Here is a 17,154-nt window from a genome sequence, read left to right as displayed (position 1 = left end):
TGAGCCAGCCGCGACGGCTGCGGAAAGTCTGATTTGATGAATGTGATCGTTGTCGGCGCGGGCATCGCCGGTCTCTCCACCGCATGGTCGCTGGTCAAGGCCGGCCATAGCGTTTCCATCGTCGAGCAGGGGCCGATCCCCAATCCGTTGGCGGCATCCGGCGACCATCACCGCATCATTCGCCGTGCCTACCGGGCCGGGACCGGCTACGGCCGGCTGATCAGCGAGGCCTATGAAGCCTGGGACGAAATGTGGGCCGACCTCGGCGACAACCATCTTGATTCGAGGGGCTTTCTCTGCGTGTCGCGCGAGCCGGGCGACGAAGCCGAGGAATACCGGGAAGGGCTGGAGGAGGGAAACTATCCGTTCGATCTGCTGGAATCCGATGCCGCGGTCGAACGCTGGCCTTTCCTGGAACCGGGCTCGTTCCGCTACGCCTATTTTTCGCCGGAAGGCGGCGCGCTGCATTGCCGCAAGATCGCGTCCGGCCTGGCCAACTGGCTGCGCGCCAACGGCGCCAACGTCTACGAGAACAGCAAGGTGACGGCGGTCGACCCCGAGGCAGGCCATATCGTGCTCGCGTCCGGCGAGACGATGCAGGCCGACCGCATCGTCGTCGCCGCGGGCGCCTGGGTGCTGAAATTGTTCCCCGAACTCGGGGGCGAACTGAAGACGTACCGAACCGCGCTCGCCTATGTCGAACCGCCGGCGGACCTCAAGGCCGTCTGGGAAGTGGCGCCCGTGGTCCTCGATGTAGGTGGCAAGACCGACGGCTACATGATTCCGCTGACCCGAGGTGCCGGCATGAAATTCGGTTCGGGCCTGCACAAGGTGCCGACCAGCGACGCCGACTGGAACCGCGACCCGGTGCCGGGCGAGGGCGAGGCGATCCGCAACCTGTTCTCGCCGCCGATCGCCCGCATCGAGGAGTATGAGGTGACCGAGGTCGTCACCTGCGCCTACACATTCACGGACGACGAGAAATTCCTGGCGCATGAGACAGGCAAGTGCCTGATCGTCTCGGCCTGCTCGGGCCATGGCTACAAATTCGGGGCGGCGGTTGGCCGGCGCGTGGCGGCGGCCATTGATGATGTCGATGTCGCCGGCCTGAAACGTTGGCTGCGGGCCGAAATCGCCTGAATTCAGTCCTGACAGTGCCTCGGAATATGCACGCGCCGCCAGCCGGATGAGCCTTCGCGCACCAGCACGCGTCGCGCGACGGTCTGGTAGGCGGCGGGAATGTCAATGACGCGCCTTTGCTCCGGTCGCACCAGCACCTCTTGGGCGATCCTCTCATATTGCGCCGGAATGACGACACGCCTTGTGCGCTCCGGCTGGATCACCACCGTCTCGGCGACGCGTTCATAGCGCGCCTTGTGCCAGACTTTGCACAGCACCTTGCGGCCGTGGATGAGCCGCCATTCCCAGGAATAACCGCCATCGTCGACCTTGACCGTGCGATAGACGGTACGGGTGATTGCGGGCACCACCTCATAGGTCACTTGTGCCGGAACCGTCATCACCACGCGCTCGCGAGTGCCGTAGATCGGCGCTTCATAATCGACCTGTTGGCTGGGCGGACTGATCATCACGTCCTCGTACACGGTGTCATAGACATCAGGCGTTTGGACCGGCTCATAGCATTCGACGGCGCGGCCGCCGGCCGCCGTCTGCGAAATCGAGCCGAGCATGGTCAGCCCGGCCATGGCGAAGCATGCGGTTTTCCTGGACATGACATTCCCCCTGTTGAACCACGGACACAAGTTCAATGTTGAATTGTAGGGGAAGCGGTCCGCGAGGAAAGCGGGTTCGGCGCATTCGTTAAGTGACGGGGTTAAGAAACTGCTACCTGTCAGGCCGCAGGTGCCGTCGCGAGTTGGTGGAAGCGCCCGCCGCTACGAATCTTGCCTGGAAGCTTGATTCGACTTACCCAGATGGCTAGGAGGGGTCGGCCTTGCACAAGGATGAGCCGGCATCCTATTTACACAATAACGATCCAGAACCGATTCTGCCCGAGTTGCCAGCATGTCCGGCGCCGGAATCCCACCGCGAGACAAGAGATAACGAATGAAGAACCCCGTCGAAACCTACATGAACCTCGTTCCGATGGTGGTCGAACAGACCAATCGCGGCGAGCGGGCCTACGACATTTTCTCGCGCCTCCTCAAGGAGCGTATCATTTTCATCACCGGTCCGGTCGAGGACGGCATGGCGACGCTGGTCTGCGCGCAGCTTCTGTTCCTGGAAGCCGAGAATCCGAAAAAGGAAATCAACCTCTACATCAATTCGCCCGGTGGCGTCGTCACCTCGGGCATGGCCATCTACGACACCATGCAATTCATCAAGCCGGCCGTGTCGACGCTGTGCATCGGCCAGGCGGCCTCCATGGGCTCGCTGCTCCTGACTGCCGGCCACAAGGACATGCGCTTCGCCACGCCGAACGCCCGCATCATGGTTCACCAGCCGTCCGGCGGCTTCCAGGGCCAGGCGTCCGACATCGAGCGTCATGCCCAGGACATCATCAAACTGAAGCGTCGCCTCAACGAGGTGTACGTCAAGCACACCGGCAAGAGCTACGACGAGATTGAAAAGACGCTTGACCGTGACCATTTCATGACCGCGGACGAGGCCAGGGACTTCGGCCTGATCGACAAGGTCATTTCGTCGCGCGAAGCGGCCGAAGGGGCGCTGGCATAACGGCATATTGGCAGTTGGATGGCGGCATCACGCGCTTTTGGCACGTCTTGCGGCATTTCGGCCACAATTGGCTGTTCCCTCGACGATCGGGATTGCCTACGTTAAGGCTATGTTGATTTTCGACGGCTTAGCTTTGTGTGGGGTTGCTGCGAATCATTGCCACGTTTTCTGATTTGTGTTTCGTACGGAATACGTTGCGGGAGCCGGGATACTGGCGGCGGCGGATTCCCGCGATAAATAGAGTATGCGCCCTTTCAGCCAGACCATCGGCGGGCGGCCATGAAAGGACATGAAAATGAGCAAAGTCGGCAACAACAGCGGCGATTCCAAGAACACGCTTTATTGCTCGTTTTGCGGCAAAAGCCAGCATGAGGTGCGCAAGCTGATCGCCGGCCCGACGGTCTTCATCTGCGACGAATGCGTCGAGCTGTGCATGGACATCATCCGCGAGGAGAACAAGACCTCGATGGTGAAGTCGCGCGAGGGCGTGCCGACCCCGCAGGAGATCCTCAAGGTTCTCGACGACTACGTTATCGGCCAGCCCTACGCCAAGCGCGTGCTCTCGGTGGCCGTCCACAATCACTACAAGCGCCTCGCCCACGCCGGCAAGAACAACGATGTCGAGCTGGCAAAGTCCAACATCCTGCTGATCGGCCCGACCGGTTGCGGCAAGACGTTGCTGGCGCAGACGCTCGCCCGCATCATCGACGTGCCCTTCACCATGGCCGACGCCACGACGCTGACCGAGGCCGGCTATGTCGGCGAGGACGTCGAGAACATCATCCTGAAGCTATTGCAGTCGGCCGACTATAATGTCGAACGCGCCCAGCGCGGCATCGTCTACATCGACGAGATCGACAAGATTTCGCGCAAGTCCGACAACCCCTCCATCACCCGCGACGTGTCGGGCGAGGGCGTGCAGCAGGCGCTGTTGAAGATCATGGAAGGCACTGTCGCCTCTGTACCGCCACAGGGCGGCAGGAAGCATCCGCAGCAGGAATTCCTGCAGGTCGACACCGCCAACATCCTGTTCATCTGCGGCGGCGCCTTCGCCGGGCTGGACAAGATCATCTCGGATCGTGGCCGCAAGACCTCGATAGGCTTCGGCGCCACCGTGGCATCGCCCGAGGATCGTCGCACCGGCGATGTCTTCCGCCTGGTGGAGCCAGAGGATCTCTTGAAGTTCGGCCTCATTCCGGAGTTCGTCGGCCGTCTGCCGGTCCTGGCGACGCTGGAAGACCTCGACGAGCCGGCGCTGATCCAGATTCTGACCGAGCCGAAGAACGCCCTGGTCAAGCAGTACCAGCGGCTGTTCGAGATGGAAAATGTCGACCTGACCTTCCACGAGAACGCTTTGTCGGCGATCGCCAAGCGCGCCATCGAGCGCAAGACCGGCGCGCGCGGCCTGCGCTCCATCATGGAAGCGATCCTGCTCGACACCATGTTCGAACTGCCGGCGCTCGAAGGCGTGCGCGAAGTGGTGATTTCGGAAGAAGTGGTGACCGGCAGCGCCCGGCCGCTCTACATCTATTCCGAACAGAAGGAAAAGAAGGGCAATGTCAGTGCCTGATATGGCACTTGATCCCATATTTTGTGGAACGGCGCCCTCGGGGCGCCGTTTTGCCGTAAAGGGGTATGCGATGGAGTGGATTGCCGACGATGTTAACTCTTGATCTTTGGGCCGCTTGCATCCACCTAACACGGGAAGGCCGAGGTGCCCGATTTCTGTGCTGTAAAACTCCCGTCACAAACGGTGGTAGGCGGAACGATCCCCGGTCGTTAATATAAGATTCGCGGTTGGCCGATTGGCGGCCGCGACATGAAAGGTTGGACAATGGCCAAAATAACCAAGGCTCCCAGCGACGGTGTCTTCGCAGTCCTCCCACTGCGCGACATCGTGGTGTTCCCCCACATGATCGTTCCGCTCTTTGTCGGCCGTGAAAAGTCGATCAAGGCGCTGGAAGAGGTGATGGGTCAGGAAAAGCAGATCCTGCTCGCCACCCAGATGAATGCCGCCGATGACGATCCGGAGCCCGATGCCATCTTTGATATCGGCACGCTCGCCAACGTGCTGCAATTGCTGAAGCTGCCCGACGGCACCGTCAAGGTGCTGGTCGAAGGCGCCTCGCGCGCGAAAATCACCGCGTTCACCGACCGTCCCGACTTCCATGAGGCCCGCGCCACCGCGCTGGTCGAGCCGGAAGAGGAAGAGGTTGAGGTCGAGGCGCTGGCTCGTTCGGTCGTCACCGACTTCGAGAACTACGTCAAGCTCAACAAGAAGATCTCGCCCGAGGTGGTTGGTGCCGCCAGCCAGATCGACGACTATTCCAAGCTCGCCGACACGGTCGCTTCGCACCTCGCCATCAAGATCCCCGAAAAGCAGGAGATGCTGGCCACGCTCTCGGTCAAGGAGCGGCTGGAAAAGGCTATGGGCTTCATGGAGGCCGAAATCTCCGTCCTGCAGGTGGAGAAGCGCATCCGCTCGCGCGTCAAGCGCCAGATGGAGAAGACGCAGCGCGAATACTACCTCAACGAGCAGATGAAGGCGATCCAGAAGGAGCTCGGCGAAGGCGAGGATGGCCGCGACGAGGCCGCCGAGATCGAGGCCCGCATCAAGAAGACCAAGCTCTCCAAGGAGGCCCGCGAAAAGGCGGAAGCCGAATTGAAGAAGCTGAGGACGATGTCGCCTATGTCGGCGGAATCGACCGTGGTGCGTAATTATCTCGACTGGATCCTGTCGATCCCGTGGGGCAAGAACTCCAAGGTCAAGCAGGATCTGGCGTTCGCGCAGAACGTGCTCGACACCGACCATTTCGGTCTCGACAAGGTCAAGGACCGCATCGTCGAGTATCTCGCCGTGCAAAGCCGCCAGAAGAAGCTCAAGGGGCCCATCCTGTGCCTCGTCGGCCCTCCCGGCGTCGGCAAGACCTCGCTCGGCAAGTCGATTGCCAAGGCGACCGGCCGCGAGTTCATCCGCATGGCGCTGGGCGGCGTGCGTGACGAGGCCGAGATCCGCGGCCACCGGCGCACCTATATCGGCTCGATGCCCGGCAAGGTCATCCAGTCGATGAAGAAGGCGAAGAAATCCAATCCGCTCTTCCTGCTCGACGAGATCGACAAGATGGGCCAGGATTTCCGCGGCGATCCGTCGTCGGCTTTGCTGGAGGTGCTCGACCCCGAGCAGAACTCGACGTTCATGGACCACTATCTGGAGGTCGAGTACGACCTGTCGAGTGTGATGTTCGTGACGACGGCGAACACGCTGAACATCCCTGCGCCCTTGATGGACCGCATGGAAATCATCCGTATCGCCGGCTACACCGAGGACGAGAAGATCGAGATCGCCAAGCGGCATTTGCTGCCCAAGGTGGTGCGCGATCACGCGCTGCAGCCGAAGGAGTTCTCCGTCAGTGAGGACGCGATCCGCGCCATCATCCAGACCTACACCCGTGAAGCGGGTGTCAGGAGCCTGGAGCGCGAGCTGATGAAGCTCGGACGCAAGGCGGTGACCGAGATCCTGAAGACGAAGAAGAAGACTGTGAACATCACGGCTGACAATCTCGCCGACTATCTCGGTGTTCCGCGCTTCCGCTTCGGTCAGGTCGAGGCAGACGACCAGGTCGGCGTCATCACCGGACTTGCCTGGACGGAAGTCGGCGGCGAGCTGCTGACGGTCGAAGGTGTCATGATGCCCGGCAAGGGCCGCATGACGGTGACCGGCAATCTGCGCGACGTGATGAAGGAATCGATTTCGGCGGCGGCCTCCTATGTCCGCTCGCGCGCTCTCGATTTCGGCATCGAGCCGCCGCTGTTCGACAAGCGCGACATCCACGTCCACGTGCCGGAGGGTGCCACGCCCAAGGATGGACCGTCGGCCGGTGTGGCGATGGCGACCGCGATCGTCTCCGTGCTGACCGGCATTCCAGTCAGGGCCGATGTCGCCATGACCGGCGAGATCACGCTGCGCGGCAGGGTGCTGCCGATCGGCGGTCTGAAGGAGAAGTTGCTTGCCGCACTGCGCGGCGGCATCAAGAAGGTGCTGATCCCGGAAGACAACGCCAAGGATCTGGCGGATATTCCTGACAACGTGAAGAACGGTATGGAGATCATCCCGGTCTCGCGGGTCGGCGAGGCGTTACGCCACGCGTTGGTGCGTATGCCGGAGCCAATCGAATGGGTCGAACCGGTCAATCCTCCTGCCGCGACGGACGCTGCGGATGACGCCGGAAAGTCGCTTGCGCATTAGTTCTTGCTAAAGTTGCAGCGCACAAACAGAAAGCCGGGCCTCGCGCCCGGCTTTTTCATGTGAAAAACCCCGGAATTCCGGGCTTTTTTCCGCTCTTTCCCGGCTTTTCGACTTGGTTGCGCGAGCGCTTCTTTCTAAAGTCCGTTTCCTGCCGGATGAGTCGTGAGTTCCGGTGTTCTCATGGAAGGGAATTTTTATGAACAAGAACGAACTGGTGTCCGCTGTCGCCGACGCCGCGAGCATTTCGAAGGGTGACGCGCAGTCGGCTGTCGATGCGGTATTCTCCGTCATCACCGGCGAACTGAAGAAGGGCGGCGATGTCCGGCTTGTCGGCTTTGGCAATTTCACCGTGTCAAAGCGCGCGGCCTCGACCGGCCGCAACCCTCAGACCGGCGCCGAAGTGAAGATCCCGGCGCGCACCGTGCCGAAGTTCTCGGCCGGCAAGGGTCTCAAGGACGCCGTCAATTAAGCGCCTTTTTTTAAATTTCAAAATATCAGAAAAGCCGGGGCAAGCCCCGGCTTTTCTTTTGCGCAGATAGTGGTGGATGGGTTCGCGATGGCGAGCTACCCGGTCGGCGCGTCCGCCCGCATCAGGCCGTCCTTCTTCAGGTCGGCCCAGAGTGCCGCCGGCAGTTTCGCATCGAGCAGTGACCGATTGCTTTCGACCTCGCTTGGCCGCTGGCCACCGGGGATCACCGACACGACGGACGGATGCAGCAACGGAAACTGCAGCGCTGCCTCGATCAGCCGCACGTCATGGCGTCGGCAGACCGCCTCGATGCGCGCCACTCGGTCGAGCACGTCCCGCGGCGCTTCGGTGTAGTTGTAGAAGGCCCCCGGCTTCGGCCCCGTGGCCAGGATCCCGGAATTGTAGGGGCCGCCCAAAACGATGCCGATGCCGCGCTTCTGGCAGAGCGGCAGGAAGGATGTCAGCGCCTCCTGCTCGAGCAGCGTATAGCGGCCGGCGAGCAGGAACAGATCGAAATCACCGCGCTCGGCCAATGTTTGGGCAACCTGCCATTCGTTGATGCCGCCACCGAAGGCCTTGATGACGCCCTGGTCGCGCAAGGCAAGCAGCCCGTAATAGCCGGAGCGCATAAACTCCTCTATGCGCTGGTCGGACGCTTCCTTGCTGCCATGGGTGAAGATGTCGACGTCGTGCACGAACAGAATGTCGATGCGGTCGACGCCGAGCCGTTCCAGGGACGCTTCGAAGGAGCGCATCACGCCGTCATAGCTGTAGTCGTAGACCTCCTTGCGCGACGGCGTGTCGAAGAACTTGCCGATGCCGGTGCGCTCTTGCGGCGGACAGGCGCGCATGATGCGGCCGACCTTGCTCGACAGCACGTAGTCGTCGCGCTTCTTGCCGCGCAGGAAGGGGTTGAGCCGCGTCTCCGACAGGCCAAGCCCATAGAGCGGCGCGGTGTCATAGTAGCGGCAGCCGGTCGCCCATGCAGCCTCCAGCGTCGCATTGGCGTCCTCGTCGGAGACGGCGCGGTAGAGGTTGCCAAGCGGCGCCGTGCCGAAGCCGAGTTCGGTGAAGCTGATGCCGCCATTGCCGATGCGGTCGAAATGCCGTGTCTTCATGTCCTGCCGTTTGCCTCATTGATTTGTCTGACATGACACTATCACGCCCGTGGCACAGCAAAAGCGCGCAGGGGCGTTGGACACGGATTTTCGCGGTGATACCATGAATAAAAACAAGCTGTTCGGGGAGAGACGTGACCGGGAATTTCCACTCTTCTTCGACCTTGGATCGTTGGACGGCACCGTCATGAGCGATGAGGGCTCGCAGATGTTCAGGACCGCTCTGGACGAGCTCGGCACTGTGCTGGCACGCGTTGACGACGGCCGGATCGATGCCGTCTGCGGGATGCTCGCAGGAGCACGGCAGATCGTTGTCTATGGCTGCGGCCGTGAGGCCTTGCAGGTCAAGGGCTTCGCCATGCGGCTCTATCATCTGGGCCTGCCGGTGTCGGTGGTCGGCGACATGACCACGCCGCCCTTGGGGCAGGGCGATGTCTTCCTCGTCAGTTCCGGGCCTGGAGAAACCGCGACCGTGCTGACCCTGATGCAGGTGGCGCGCCAGGCCGGCGCGACGGTTCTTCTTCTGACCGCCCAGCCGGGTGGCAGTGCAGCACGCTTGGCCGACTTCACGCTGCTCGTGCCGGCGCAGACCATGGCCGACGACCAAGGCCCGCAAAAAACATCGGTCCTGCCGATGGGATCGGTGTTCGAAGGCGCGCTGTTCCTGCTGTTCGAGGTCATGGTGCTGAAGCTCAGGGGTTTGACCGCGGCCTCGCCGGAGGCGATGCGGGCCCGCCACACCAATATGGAGTAGTGCGATGCGCTATGAGCTGATGCTGCCGCACCAGATCCGCAAGGCGATCGTCCAGAACTGGCCGGTCGCGCTGCCGCTCGGCGTGCTCGAATATCATGGTGAGCATATGGCGGTCGGCATGGACACGCTGGCGGTCGTCAAGACGCTGGAGCTGTTCGAGAAGGAGCGGGACATCGTCATCCTGCCGCCCTTCTACTACGGCGCGGCGAGCTACGCCGTGGCGCCGCCGGAGGGCACCGGCTCGGTGCAGGTTGGCGGCAATCAACTGGCCCCCTTCGCGGAGGAACTGTTCTACAGCCTGCTGCGCATCGGTTTTCGCAACATCCATGCAATAATCCACCACCAGACCGAGAATTTCGCCGCCGGCATGCCGACCGATCTCGCCTTCAAGACCGCCGGCCGCCAGGCGATCTTCCGCTTCCTCGAAAAGCAGCGTGGCGAGGGCTGGTGGGGGGCCGACGCGATGGCCGACTACTATGCCGGACACGCCGCGGGTGAAAATTTCTTCAACTGGGTGCAGGTGCATCCGCTGATGCCGGCCGCGATGAACGGCAAGTACCCATTCGACCATGCCGGCATCGGCGAGACCTCGCTGATGCTGGCGCTATGCCCTGAGGCTGTCGATGCCGGCCATTTCGCCGACAATACGAGCTGGTATACGGCCAGCGCTCCGGATGCCTCCGCTGCGCTCGGAGCAGAGGGCGTTGCCATGATCATGGATCACCTGCGCACGATCCTAAGGGGCTAGCGCGGCTCTTCCTTCTTCCTCGTGGAGAAGGTAAGGACGGCGCCGCCTATTTCACCGCTCCCGCGGTCATGCCCATGATCAGGTAACGCTCCAGCGCGATGCCAATGACGGCCAAGGGCGCGATTGCCGCTGTGGCAAGCGCTGCCATCGACCACCAGTTGATGCCTTGCGAACCGGTCTGGCTCGCCACCATGACCGGAATTGTCTTGGCGTCGGTCGAGGTCAAAAGGGCGGCGAAGAAATACTCGTTCCAGCACAGCACCATCGCCAGGATGAAGGCCGCGACCATGCCGGGCAGGGCAATCGGCATGACGATGCGAAAGAACGCGCCCCAGATCGACAACCCGTCGACGAGGGCCGCTTCCTCGAGCTCGACCGGGATGGAATTGAACTGGTCGCGCATGATCCAGATGACGATTGGCAGCACCATCAGCGTGTAAAGCAGGATCAGCCCGATGCGCGTGTCGAGCAGGCCGACTTCGCGGTAAAGCACCAGGAACGGCAGTGCGAGCACAACTGGCGGCAGGATGAGCTGCGACAGGAAGAAGAAGGAAATGTCCTCGTTCTTGAACCAGGCGAAGTGATAGCGATAGCGTGTAAGACCGTAGGCGGCGAGGCTGCCGATGACGATGGCGAGGCTCGACGCGCCGACCGAAGTGATGACCGAATTCATGAAACGCTTGAAGAATTCGTCGCGGACGGTCGACGTCTGGAAGATCGAATCCGGCGACAGGCCGAGCGATCGCCAGCCCTTCCAGTCCGGCTGGAAGTCGACGAAGGGGATCAAATGACCCTGGGTCACGTCGACCGCCGACTTGAACGAGGTCGTGATCGTCCAGTAGATCGGAAACAGGCAGATGAAGGCCCAGAACACCAGCGCGCCATAGATGAAGACGCGGCTGGTGATGAAGCTCGCCGGCGAGCGGATTTCGGAGACGGTATAGTCGGTGGTCTGAACGCTCATGATCCCGGCCGCTCTAATTCACATTGCGCACGAAGCGGTTGGCGACCTTCAGCAGCCAGGTCACGAACACCACGATGATGACGAGATAGGCCATCGCCAGCATCGTGCCGTAGCCGACATTGGAACGGTCCCGGTACTCGCGATAAATAAAGCTCGACACGGAATCGGTGGCGCCGCCGGGACCACCCGAGGTGACCGTGATGATGATGTCTGCCAGTTTCAGCTTGAAGATGATGCGCAGCACGACCGCGGTCACCGACACCGGCAGCATCAGCGGGAAAGTGACCTGCCAGAAGGTCTGCCAGGCCGTGGCGCCATCAACCCGCGCGGCCTCCAGCACCTCGCGCGACATCGCCTGCAGGCCGGCAAGCAGCATGATCATCATGAAGGGGATGAAGGTCCAGGCGTCGAGCATCATGATCGAGATACGGGCGGTGATCGGGTTGGAGAAGAAGGCGGGGTTGTCCCAGCCGAGGTTGCGGGCCAGTGTCGCCGCCGGCCCGAACCGGTACTCCATCAGCGATTTGCCGATCATCCACGAGACCGCGACCGGTGACAGCATCAGCGGCATCAGGAAGACGACGCGAAAGAATTTGCGCGCCCGGATCTGCGCATTGAGCAGCAGCGCCAGGCCGAAGGCGATGACATATTCGACCAGCACCGCCAGCACATAGAGCACCATGTTGAACAGCGCGTTGCGGTAATAGGGATCGCCGAGCATCTGCCAGAAATTGTCGAGCCCGTTGAACTTGCGGCCCGAGAATGAACTCAGGTTCCAGTCGGTCAGCGCGATGTAGAAGCCGAACAGGGTCGGGAAGATCACCATGGCGATGGTGAACAGCAGCGCTGGCAGCAGGAACAGCGCGCGCTGCCCGTCTTCGCCGCGCGTCAGCACCTGGCCGATGCCGAGCGCCACGCCCCACAGCACATAGGCGTAGACCACGGGCCGCCATGTCTCGAAGCCGATCGTGTCGACCTCGCTCTTGTAGAGGATTTGCACCAGGATCGTTGCCAGAAGGCCGAGCGTCGCGACGGCCATCAGGGACCAACCAAGGCGTTTGCGGCCGGGCGGAATCAGGTCGGTCGGTACGGAATTTGCCGGCCACGCGTTCGTGGTCGAAGTCTGGTCAGCCACGCCTCTTGCCTCTTTTGCGCAAATGACCGGCCTAAGCCGGCCGAGATACGGCCCGGCGACGACGTTCCGCCGGGCCGTGATCCATCGTAACGCCTGCCTACAGGCCGAGCGAGGCCTTGTAGAGCTTGATCTGGTTGTCGCGGCCGATCTGGTCGGTCAGCTTTTCCCAGGCCGCGGCAATGGCGTCTGCGCCCTCCTGCGCCTTCATCTTGCCGGCGAAGGTGTTTGCCAGAATGTCCTCGGCGGCTGAATAGTACTGGAAGATGCCGGGGATGCGTGGCTCGATCGCCGCGTTCGGGTGGTTGTAGCTGTCCGATTCCGACTTGAGATAGGAGGTGATGAAGGCTTCGTCATAGCCCGCCGCCACCCACTCCGGAATGTCGAAATGCGAGTTGCGGTAGGGCTGGAAGCCCGACGGGTACATCGCCGTCCAGATCGACAGGTCCTTGCCGCCGAGATGGGCGGCAGCGGACCATGCCGCCTTCTTCTTCTTCTCGTCGCTATCGACGCGGGCCATGACGTATACGCCCCAGCCGAGATAGGCGCAGTTCGGCGCATAATTCGGTCCGCTGGCGAGTTTGTCCCACTGCCCGGTCTTGGAGTTGTAGACATCGTCGGAGCCGGGCAGGATCGAGAAGCCGGTGACGTCGCCCACGACGGAGGAGTCGTTGGTCTTGACGTTCGAGCCGACATCGCCCCACCAGGTTACCATCGAGCCGGTGCCGGCCAGGAACTGCTGGAAGGCGGTGGTGTTCGGATCGGCGTTGATCTGGTCGGCAGGCTCCGAAGGCAGCGCGTCGATCACGTCCTGTATGGCGCGCACCCAGGCCGGATTGTTGATGCGCGGCTTCATCGTGTCGGCGTCGAACAGCCAAGCCTTGTCGTCGGGGTGCTTGGCGTAGGCGGTGGCGCGGCTGCCGAGGAAATAGAAGCCGAATCCGCCCCAGGGTTTCGGCGCGTCGAGATAGCCGTAGACGTCCTGACCCTTGACCTGCTTGCCCTTGAGGAACTTGGTGACCGCCTGGACCTGCTGCCAGGTCTTCGGCACGCCCCATTCACCCCCGCCGCCGCCGTCCTTCCAGGCCTTGGCGAGATCGGCATCGGAAAACACATCGGTACGGTAATTGAAATTATGCGCGTCTCCGTCGACGGTCACGCGGTACTGCTTGCCGTTCCAGGTACCGACAGGCGGCTTCAGATAGTTGACGAGGTCATCGAAATCGATCTGGGTCTTGACCCAGTCGGGCATCTCGGACGTGAGGCCCTTGCCGCAGACGTCGCCCTCGAACGGCGCGCCCATCTCGATGATGTCGAAGTCGACCGTGCCGGTGGCGATCGACTGCTGCAGGCGGGCATTGTAGTCGGCCTGCGCCAGATCGATCCAGTTGATCTTGGCGCCGGTATAGGTTTCCCAGGGCTTCAGGAAGCCGCGGAACAGCACATTGTGCAGGTTCTGGTTGTTGAGACCCATGAAGGTAAGCTCGACGCCGGCGAATTCACCTTCCTTGACATTGGCCTTGGTCGCCTCGAGGCAGAGCTCGCCGACCTTCTGGAAGTCGGCGTCGGTCGGCTGACCCTTGCCCACGCCGGGGATCTGCAGGATTTTCGAGCGCAGCTCGCTGGCGGCGGAGGCAGGGCGCGTGAGGGCGCCGAGCCCGGCGCCGGATGCGGCGGCGATCGCGGCCATCGAGGCCGCGCCCTTCAATATGTCGCGTCGGGTTGCCCCCGCGCGGACCAGCGTTTCGTAGAGACCTGTTTTCATCGATGTTCCTCCCAGAATATCTGTTGTGAATGCGGCCAAATTTCTCAGGCGCTGGCGCGCCAAACGATTCTCCCGGCTCGGAAACGAACGATGCAGGACCCCACCTGCTCGATTGAAGTTCCGTTTTTTTGGTTCGGGCGACCGGTATTCGGACCAGCGCTTGTCACTATTCTCGCAACCAAACGCCGTGTCAACGAGACCCGGTTTTTGTCGGGAAGAGACCGGCTTGCCCTGGCAGGTCGCGTTGGTTAGCTTCTGCGCATACGGCAATGGAGCCGATGGGGGAGATATGGCTCAAGTCGCGATCAGCAAAGTGGCCAAGGCGTTTGGAACCGTCAAGGTTCTGCACGAAGTCAGCGTCGATATATCTGACGGCCAATTCGTTGTGCTGGTCGGTCCTTCGGGTTGCGGCAAGTCCACGCTGCTGAGAATGGTGGCCGGGCTGGAGACCGTCTCCGGCGGCACGATCGCCATCGGCGACCGCGTGGTCAACCACTTGCCGCCGGCCAAGCGCGACATCGCGATGGTGTTCCAGAACTATGCGCTCTATCCACACAAGACAGTCGAGCAGAACATGGCCTTTGCGCTCAAACTGCGCAAAACCGATCCGGCCGTGGTTGCCGAGCGGGTCAAGCGCGCCGCCGACATCCTCGACCTCAACCCTTACCTGAAACGCTATCCCCGGCAGCTTTCCGGCGGCCAGCGCCAGCGCGTCGCCATGGGCCGCGCCATCGTGCGCAACCCGCAGGTGTTCCTGTTCGACGAGCCGCTCTCAAATCTCGACGCCAAGCTGCGAGTGCAGATGCGCACCGAGATCAAGGAATTGCACCAGCGGCTGAAGACCACCACCATCTATGTCACGCATGACCAGATCGAGGCCATGACCATGGCCGACAAGATCGTGGTGATGCGCGACGGCCGCATTGAGCAGGTCGGCGCGCCGCTGGAACTGTTCGACCGGCCTGCCAACCTGTTTGTTGCCGGCTTCATCGGCTCGCCGTCGATGAACCTGCTCAAGGGCGTCGCGCGCAAGGGCGGCGTCGACATCGCCGGCGCCCTGTTCCCGGTCGCGCCCGGCAGCGCTGTGGAGGAAGGACGCGCGGTCGTCTATGGCGTGCGCCCGGAGCATGTCGAGATCCATGCCGATGGCGTGCCTGCCAAGATTTCGGTGGTCGAGCCGACTGGTTCGGAAACCCTGGTCTTTCTGCGTTTCGGGGACGGCGAGCTGGTGGCGCTGTTCCGCGAACGCCACGACTTCAAGCCCGGCGATACGCTCAAGCTCAGGCCGAGGCTCGACCACATCCATCTGTTCGATGCCGAGACCGGCAGGCGTCTCTGATCTCAAACTCATTTCACAAGGAATATCATGCTCAAAGGGATCAATCCGCTCCTCAATGCCGACGTGCTCCGGGCACTACGGGCGATGGGACACGGCGACGACCTGATTATCGCCGACACCAACTTCCCCTCCGATTCGGTGGCGCGCCAGACGGCGCTCGGGCGGCTGCTGCGCATCGACGCGCCGGCGGCGCAAGTCGTGAAGGCGGTGCTGTCGCTCTACCCGCTGGATACGTTCGTCGACGATTCGGCCGCGCGCATGGAGATCGTCGGCAAGCCGGACGAGATCCCGCCCGTCCAGCAGGAAGTGCAAAAGGAGATCGACGCCGCCGAGGGGAAGCCATGGCCGATGCTGCCGGTCGAGCGCTACGCTTTCTACGAGCGCGCCAAGCAGGCTTACTGCGTTATCCAGACCGGCGAACGCCGTTTCTACGGCTGTTTTGCCTTCCGCAAGGGCGTGGTCCCGCCGGATGCGGAGTAGCGGCATGGTGGCCGGCAAGCCGATCGTCATCCTCGGAGTCTTCGTCGCCGACACGGCCTATCGCGCCGCGCGGCAGCCGCGCATGGGCGAGACGATCCTCGGAACATCCTTTACCCTCGGTCCCGGCGGCAAGGGTTCGAACCAGGCGGTTGCGGCCGGTAAGCTCGGCGCCGATGTAACCTTTCTTACGCGCCTCGGCGTCGATCCCTTCGCCGACATGGCCAAGCGCACCTGGAAGGACGCCGGCGTGAAGAATGCCGTGATCGACACGCCCGAGAGCTATACGGGCGCCGCCTATATCTTTGTCGAGGAGGGCACCGGTAACAACGCCATCATCGTCAGCCCCGGCGCGGCGATGTTGATCTCGCCCGACGACATCGAGGCCAATGCCGAACTGATTCGTGGCGCCAGCGTCTTCGTGACGCAACTCGAACAGCCCATCGAGGCGGCGCTGCGGGCGTTGGAGATCGCGCGCGGGGCAGGGGTGACGACCATCCTCAACCCGGCTCCGGCGGCCAGGCTCCCCGACCGCATCTATTCGTTCTGCGACTACCTCACGCCCAACGAGACGGAGACGGAGGAGTTGACCGGCATGAAGGTCGCCTCGGTCGATGACGCCCGCGCAGCCGCCGGCAAGCTGCTCGAAAAGGGCGCCGGCGCCGTCATCGTCACGTTGGGAGAGAAAGGCGCATTGCTGCACTCGAGGGATCGGTCCGAACATGTCGCCGCCGTCAGCGCCGGCCCGGTGGTCGAGACCACGGGAGCCGGCGATGCCTTCAATGGCGGCCTGGCCGCCGCGCTGTCGCGTGGGGTGGAGCCCCTGCAAGCTGTGCGCTTTGCTTGCGCCGTTGCGGGCATTTCGGTGACGAGGCCAGGCACCGCGCCGTCCATGCCGGACTTGCACGAGGTGGAGGCGCTACTGGCGAGGGGTGCTTGAAATGAAAGGCCTGGATGGTGGGCGATGACGGGCTCGAACCGCCGACATCTTCGGTGTAAACGAAGCGCTCTACCAACTGAGCTAATCGCCCGCTCCGGGCCGGACCTTTAAGCGGTCGGGGCCAGCTTCGCAAGGCCAAATGAGCGTGGGACGCCGTGGTTGCGGGCCGTATTTGCGAACAAAACGCCGGCCGTCAAAAAACCTTCTCCAGTTTGATGTTATGATGGTTTCGTGCGCTTGACACCCGGTGGCGAACCCCTTATCCAGCGCCCCAACGACGAACACGGCTGACACGTGCTCGTCAATGCGCGGGTGTAGCTCAGTTGGTTAGAGTGCCGGCCTGTCACGCCGGAGGTCGCGGGTTCGAGCCCCGTCACTCGCGCCATTTCTCTCAAGGGAAACAAACCCTTGGCTTTGGAGAAATGTTGACGTTGAATGTCAAAATATTTTGTTGCCGGAGAGAACCAGACCTTGCGTATCTGGGACCTGATCCGACGCGCCGAAC

General features: G+C 62.3%; 15 protein-coding genes and 2 tRNA genes. 11 read left to right on the top strand and 6 right to left on the bottom strand.

The window, feature by feature from the left end; genetic code table 11:
* Positions 1 to 36: 36 nt before the first annotated feature.
* The gene (locus LB533_RS08900; protein ID WP_224677025.1) at positions 37 to 1,140 is read left to right on the top strand and encodes an NAD(P)/FAD-dependent oxidoreductase; all 1,104 of its coding nucleotides are present in this window, start codon (positions 37 to 39) and stop codon (positions 1,138 to 1,140) included.
* 2 nt (positions 1,141 to 1,142) lie between these two features.
* On the opposite strand, the gene LB533_RS08895 is transcribed toward LB533_RS08900, so the two are convergent.
* On the bottom strand, positions 1,143 to 1,733 hold the full coding sequence (locus LB533_RS08895; RefSeq protein ID WP_224677024.1) for a hypothetical protein: 591 nt from the start codon (positions 1,731 to 1,733) through the stop codon (positions 1,143 to 1,145).
* A 334-nt stretch (positions 1,734 to 2,067) separates the two neighbouring features.
* On the opposite strand from LB533_RS08895, the gene LB533_RS08890 reads away from it, so the two are divergent.
* From LB533_RS08890 to LB533_RS08875, 4 genes are all read left to right on the top strand, one after another.
* On the top strand, positions 2,068 to 2,697 hold the full coding sequence (locus LB533_RS08890; protein WP_140549039.1) for an ATP-dependent Clp protease proteolytic subunit: 630 nt from the start codon (positions 2,068 to 2,070) through the stop codon (positions 2,695 to 2,697).
* A 295-nt stretch (positions 2,698 to 2,992) separates the two neighbouring features.
* A complete protein-coding gene (gene clpX, locus LB533_RS08885) occupies positions 2,993 to 4,267 on the top strand; it encodes an ATP-dependent Clp protease ATP-binding subunit ClpX (RefSeq protein ID WP_140493939.1) in 1,275 nt (424 codons plus the stop codon).
* Between the two features lie 264 nt (positions 4,268 to 4,531).
* Positions 4,532 to 6,943 (top strand): endopeptidase La, encoded by a 2,412-nt coding sequence (lon, locus tag LB533_RS08880; RefSeq protein WP_224677023.1) that lies wholly within the window; start codon positions 4,532 to 4,534, stop codon positions 6,941 to 6,943.
* Between the two features lie 196 nt (positions 6,944 to 7,139).
* Positions 7,140 to 7,412: an HU family DNA-binding protein gene (locus LB533_RS08875; RefSeq protein WP_006201846.1), complete on the top strand. Its 273-nt coding sequence runs from the start codon at positions 7,140 to 7,142 to the stop codon at positions 7,410 to 7,412.
* Positions 7,413 to 7,507: 95 nt separating this feature from the next.
* On the opposite strand, the gene LB533_RS08870 is transcribed toward LB533_RS08875, so the two are convergent.
* Positions 7,508 to 8,530, bottom strand: a complete 1,023-nt coding sequence (locus LB533_RS08870; protein WP_140583422.1) for an aldo/keto reductase — start codon at positions 8,528 to 8,530, stop codon at positions 7,508 to 7,510.
* A gap of 187 nt (positions 8,531 to 8,717) precedes the next feature.
* Between LB533_RS08870 and LB533_RS08865 the strand changes: the two genes are divergently transcribed.
* Both LB533_RS08865 and LB533_RS08860 read left to right on the top strand, forming a co-directional pair.
* Complete coding sequence (locus tag LB533_RS08865; protein WP_224677151.1) at positions 8,718 to 9,284, top strand: SIS domain-containing protein; 567 nt, start codon at positions 8,718 to 8,720, stop codon at positions 9,282 to 9,284.
* Between the two features lie 4 nt (positions 9,285 to 9,288).
* Positions 9,289 to 10,032 carry a creatininase family protein gene (locus LB533_RS08860; protein WP_140637840.1) on the top strand — a complete coding sequence of 248 codons (744 nt, stop codon included), beginning with the start codon at positions 9,289 to 9,291 and terminating at the stop codon, positions 10,030 to 10,032.
* 46 nt (positions 10,033 to 10,078) lie between these two features.
* Here the strand turns inward: LB533_RS08860 and LB533_RS08855 are convergent, their stop codons facing one another.
* The 3 genes from LB533_RS08855 to LB533_RS08845 all read right to left on the bottom strand — a co-directional run bounded on the left by LB533_RS08855 (position 10,079) and on the right by LB533_RS08845 (position 13,893).
* Complete coding sequence (locus LB533_RS08855; protein ID WP_140515758.1) at positions 10,079 to 10,996, bottom strand: carbohydrate ABC transporter permease; 918 nt, start codon at positions 10,994 to 10,996, stop codon at positions 10,079 to 10,081.
* A gap of 13 nt (positions 10,997 to 11,009) precedes the next feature.
* Positions 11,010 to 12,131: a carbohydrate ABC transporter permease gene (locus LB533_RS08850; protein ID WP_140637841.1), complete on the bottom strand. Its 1,122-nt coding sequence runs from the start codon at positions 12,129 to 12,131 to the stop codon at positions 11,010 to 11,012.
* Between the two features lie 97 nt (positions 12,132 to 12,228).
* Entirely contained in the window at positions 12,229 to 13,893 is a 1,665-nt protein-coding gene (locus tag LB533_RS08845) for an ABC transporter substrate-binding protein (RefSeq protein ID WP_140493924.1), read from the bottom strand.
* 289 nt (positions 13,894 to 14,182) lie between these two features.
* On the opposite strand from LB533_RS08845, the gene LB533_RS08840 reads away from it, so the two are divergent.
* Genes LB533_RS08840 through rbsK form a run of 3 tightly spaced genes read left to right on the top strand, consistent with a single transcriptional unit; the run spans position 14,183 to position 16,649 of the window.
* A complete protein-coding gene (locus LB533_RS08840) occupies positions 14,183 to 15,232 on the top strand; it encodes an ABC transporter ATP-binding protein (RefSeq protein ID WP_140637842.1) in 1,050 nt (349 codons plus the stop codon).
* 27 nt (positions 15,233 to 15,259) lie between these two features.
* The gene (locus LB533_RS08835) at positions 15,260 to 15,712 is read left to right on the top strand and encodes an RbsD/FucU family protein (protein WP_140637843.1); all 453 of its coding nucleotides are present in this window, start codon (positions 15,260 to 15,262) and stop codon (positions 15,710 to 15,712) included.
* A 4-nt stretch (positions 15,713 to 15,716) separates the two neighbouring features.
* Positions 15,717 to 16,649, top strand: coding sequence for a ribokinase (gene rbsK / locus LB533_RS08830; RefSeq protein WP_140637844.1), 933 nt, complete (start codon positions 15,717 to 15,719; stop codon positions 16,647 to 16,649).
* A 15-nt stretch (positions 16,650 to 16,664) separates the two neighbouring features.
* Here rbsK and LB533_RS08825 read toward each other — a convergent pair.
* Positions 16,665 to 16,740 (bottom strand) — tRNA-Val (locus LB533_RS08825).
* Positions 16,741 to 16,957: 217 nt separating this feature from the next.
* Here LB533_RS08825 and LB533_RS08820 point away from each other — a divergent pair.
* Positions 16,958 to 17,034, top strand: a tRNA-Asp gene (locus LB533_RS08820).
* Positions 17,035 to 17,154 lie beyond the last annotated feature (120 nt).

Source organism: Mesorhizobium sp. BR1-1-13 (assembly GCF_020165515.1).
In the GTDB taxonomy this organism is placed as follows: Bacteria; Pseudomonadota; Alphaproteobacteria; order Rhizobiales; family Rhizobiaceae; genus Mesorhizobium.
This window is presented reverse-complemented; position numbering and strand designations above follow the sequence as displayed.

What these genes read in the sequence shown, in the direction of transcription:
- LB533_RS08900 (WP_224677025.1), top strand. Translation starts at nt 37, where the DNA reads ATGAATGTGATCGTTGTCGGCGCGGGCATCGCCGGTCTCTCCACCGCA.
- LB533_RS08895 (WP_224677024.1), bottom strand. Translation starts at nt 1,733, where the DNA reads ATGTCCAGGAAAACCGCATGCTTCGCCATGGCCGGGCTGACCATGCTC.
- LB533_RS08890 (WP_140549039.1), top strand. Translation starts at nt 2,068, where the DNA reads ATGAAGAACCCCGTCGAAACCTACATGAACCTCGTTCCGATGGTGGTC.
- clpX (WP_140493939.1), top strand. Translation starts at nt 2,993, where the DNA reads ATGAGCAAAGTCGGCAACAACAGCGGCGATTCCAAGAACACGCTTTAT.
- lon (WP_224677023.1), top strand. Translation starts at nt 4,532, where the DNA reads ATGGCCAAAATAACCAAGGCTCCCAGCGACGGTGTCTTCGCAGTCCTC.
- LB533_RS08875 (WP_006201846.1), top strand. Translation starts at nt 7,140, where the DNA reads ATGAACAAGAACGAACTGGTGTCCGCTGTCGCCGACGCCGCGAGCATT.
- LB533_RS08870 (WP_140583422.1), bottom strand. Translation starts at nt 8,530, where the DNA reads ATGAAGACACGGCATTTCGACCGCATCGGCAATGGCGGCATCAGCTTC.
- LB533_RS08865 (WP_224677151.1), top strand. Translation starts at nt 8,718, where the DNA reads ATGAGCGATGAGGGCTCGCAGATGTTCAGGACCGCTCTGGACGAGCTC.
- LB533_RS08860 (WP_140637840.1), top strand. Translation starts at nt 9,289, where the DNA reads ATGCGCTATGAGCTGATGCTGCCGCACCAGATCCGCAAGGCGATCGTC.
- LB533_RS08855 (WP_140515758.1), bottom strand. Translation starts at nt 10,996, where the DNA reads ATGAGCGTTCAGACCACCGACTATACCGTCTCCGAAATCCGCTCGCCG.
- LB533_RS08845 (WP_140493924.1), bottom strand. Translation starts at nt 13,893, where the DNA reads ATGAAAACAGGTCTCTACGAAACGCTGGTCCGCGCGGGGGCAACCCGA.
- LB533_RS08840 (WP_140637842.1), top strand. Translation starts at nt 14,183, where the DNA reads ATGGCTCAAGTCGCGATCAGCAAAGTGGCCAAGGCGTTTGGAACCGTC.
- LB533_RS08835 (WP_140637843.1), top strand. Translation starts at nt 15,260, where the DNA reads ATGCTCAAAGGGATCAATCCGCTCCTCAATGCCGACGTGCTCCGGGCA.
- rbsK (WP_140637844.1), top strand. Translation starts at nt 15,717, where the DNA reads ATGGTGGCCGGCAAGCCGATCGTCATCCTCGGAGTCTTCGTCGCCGAC.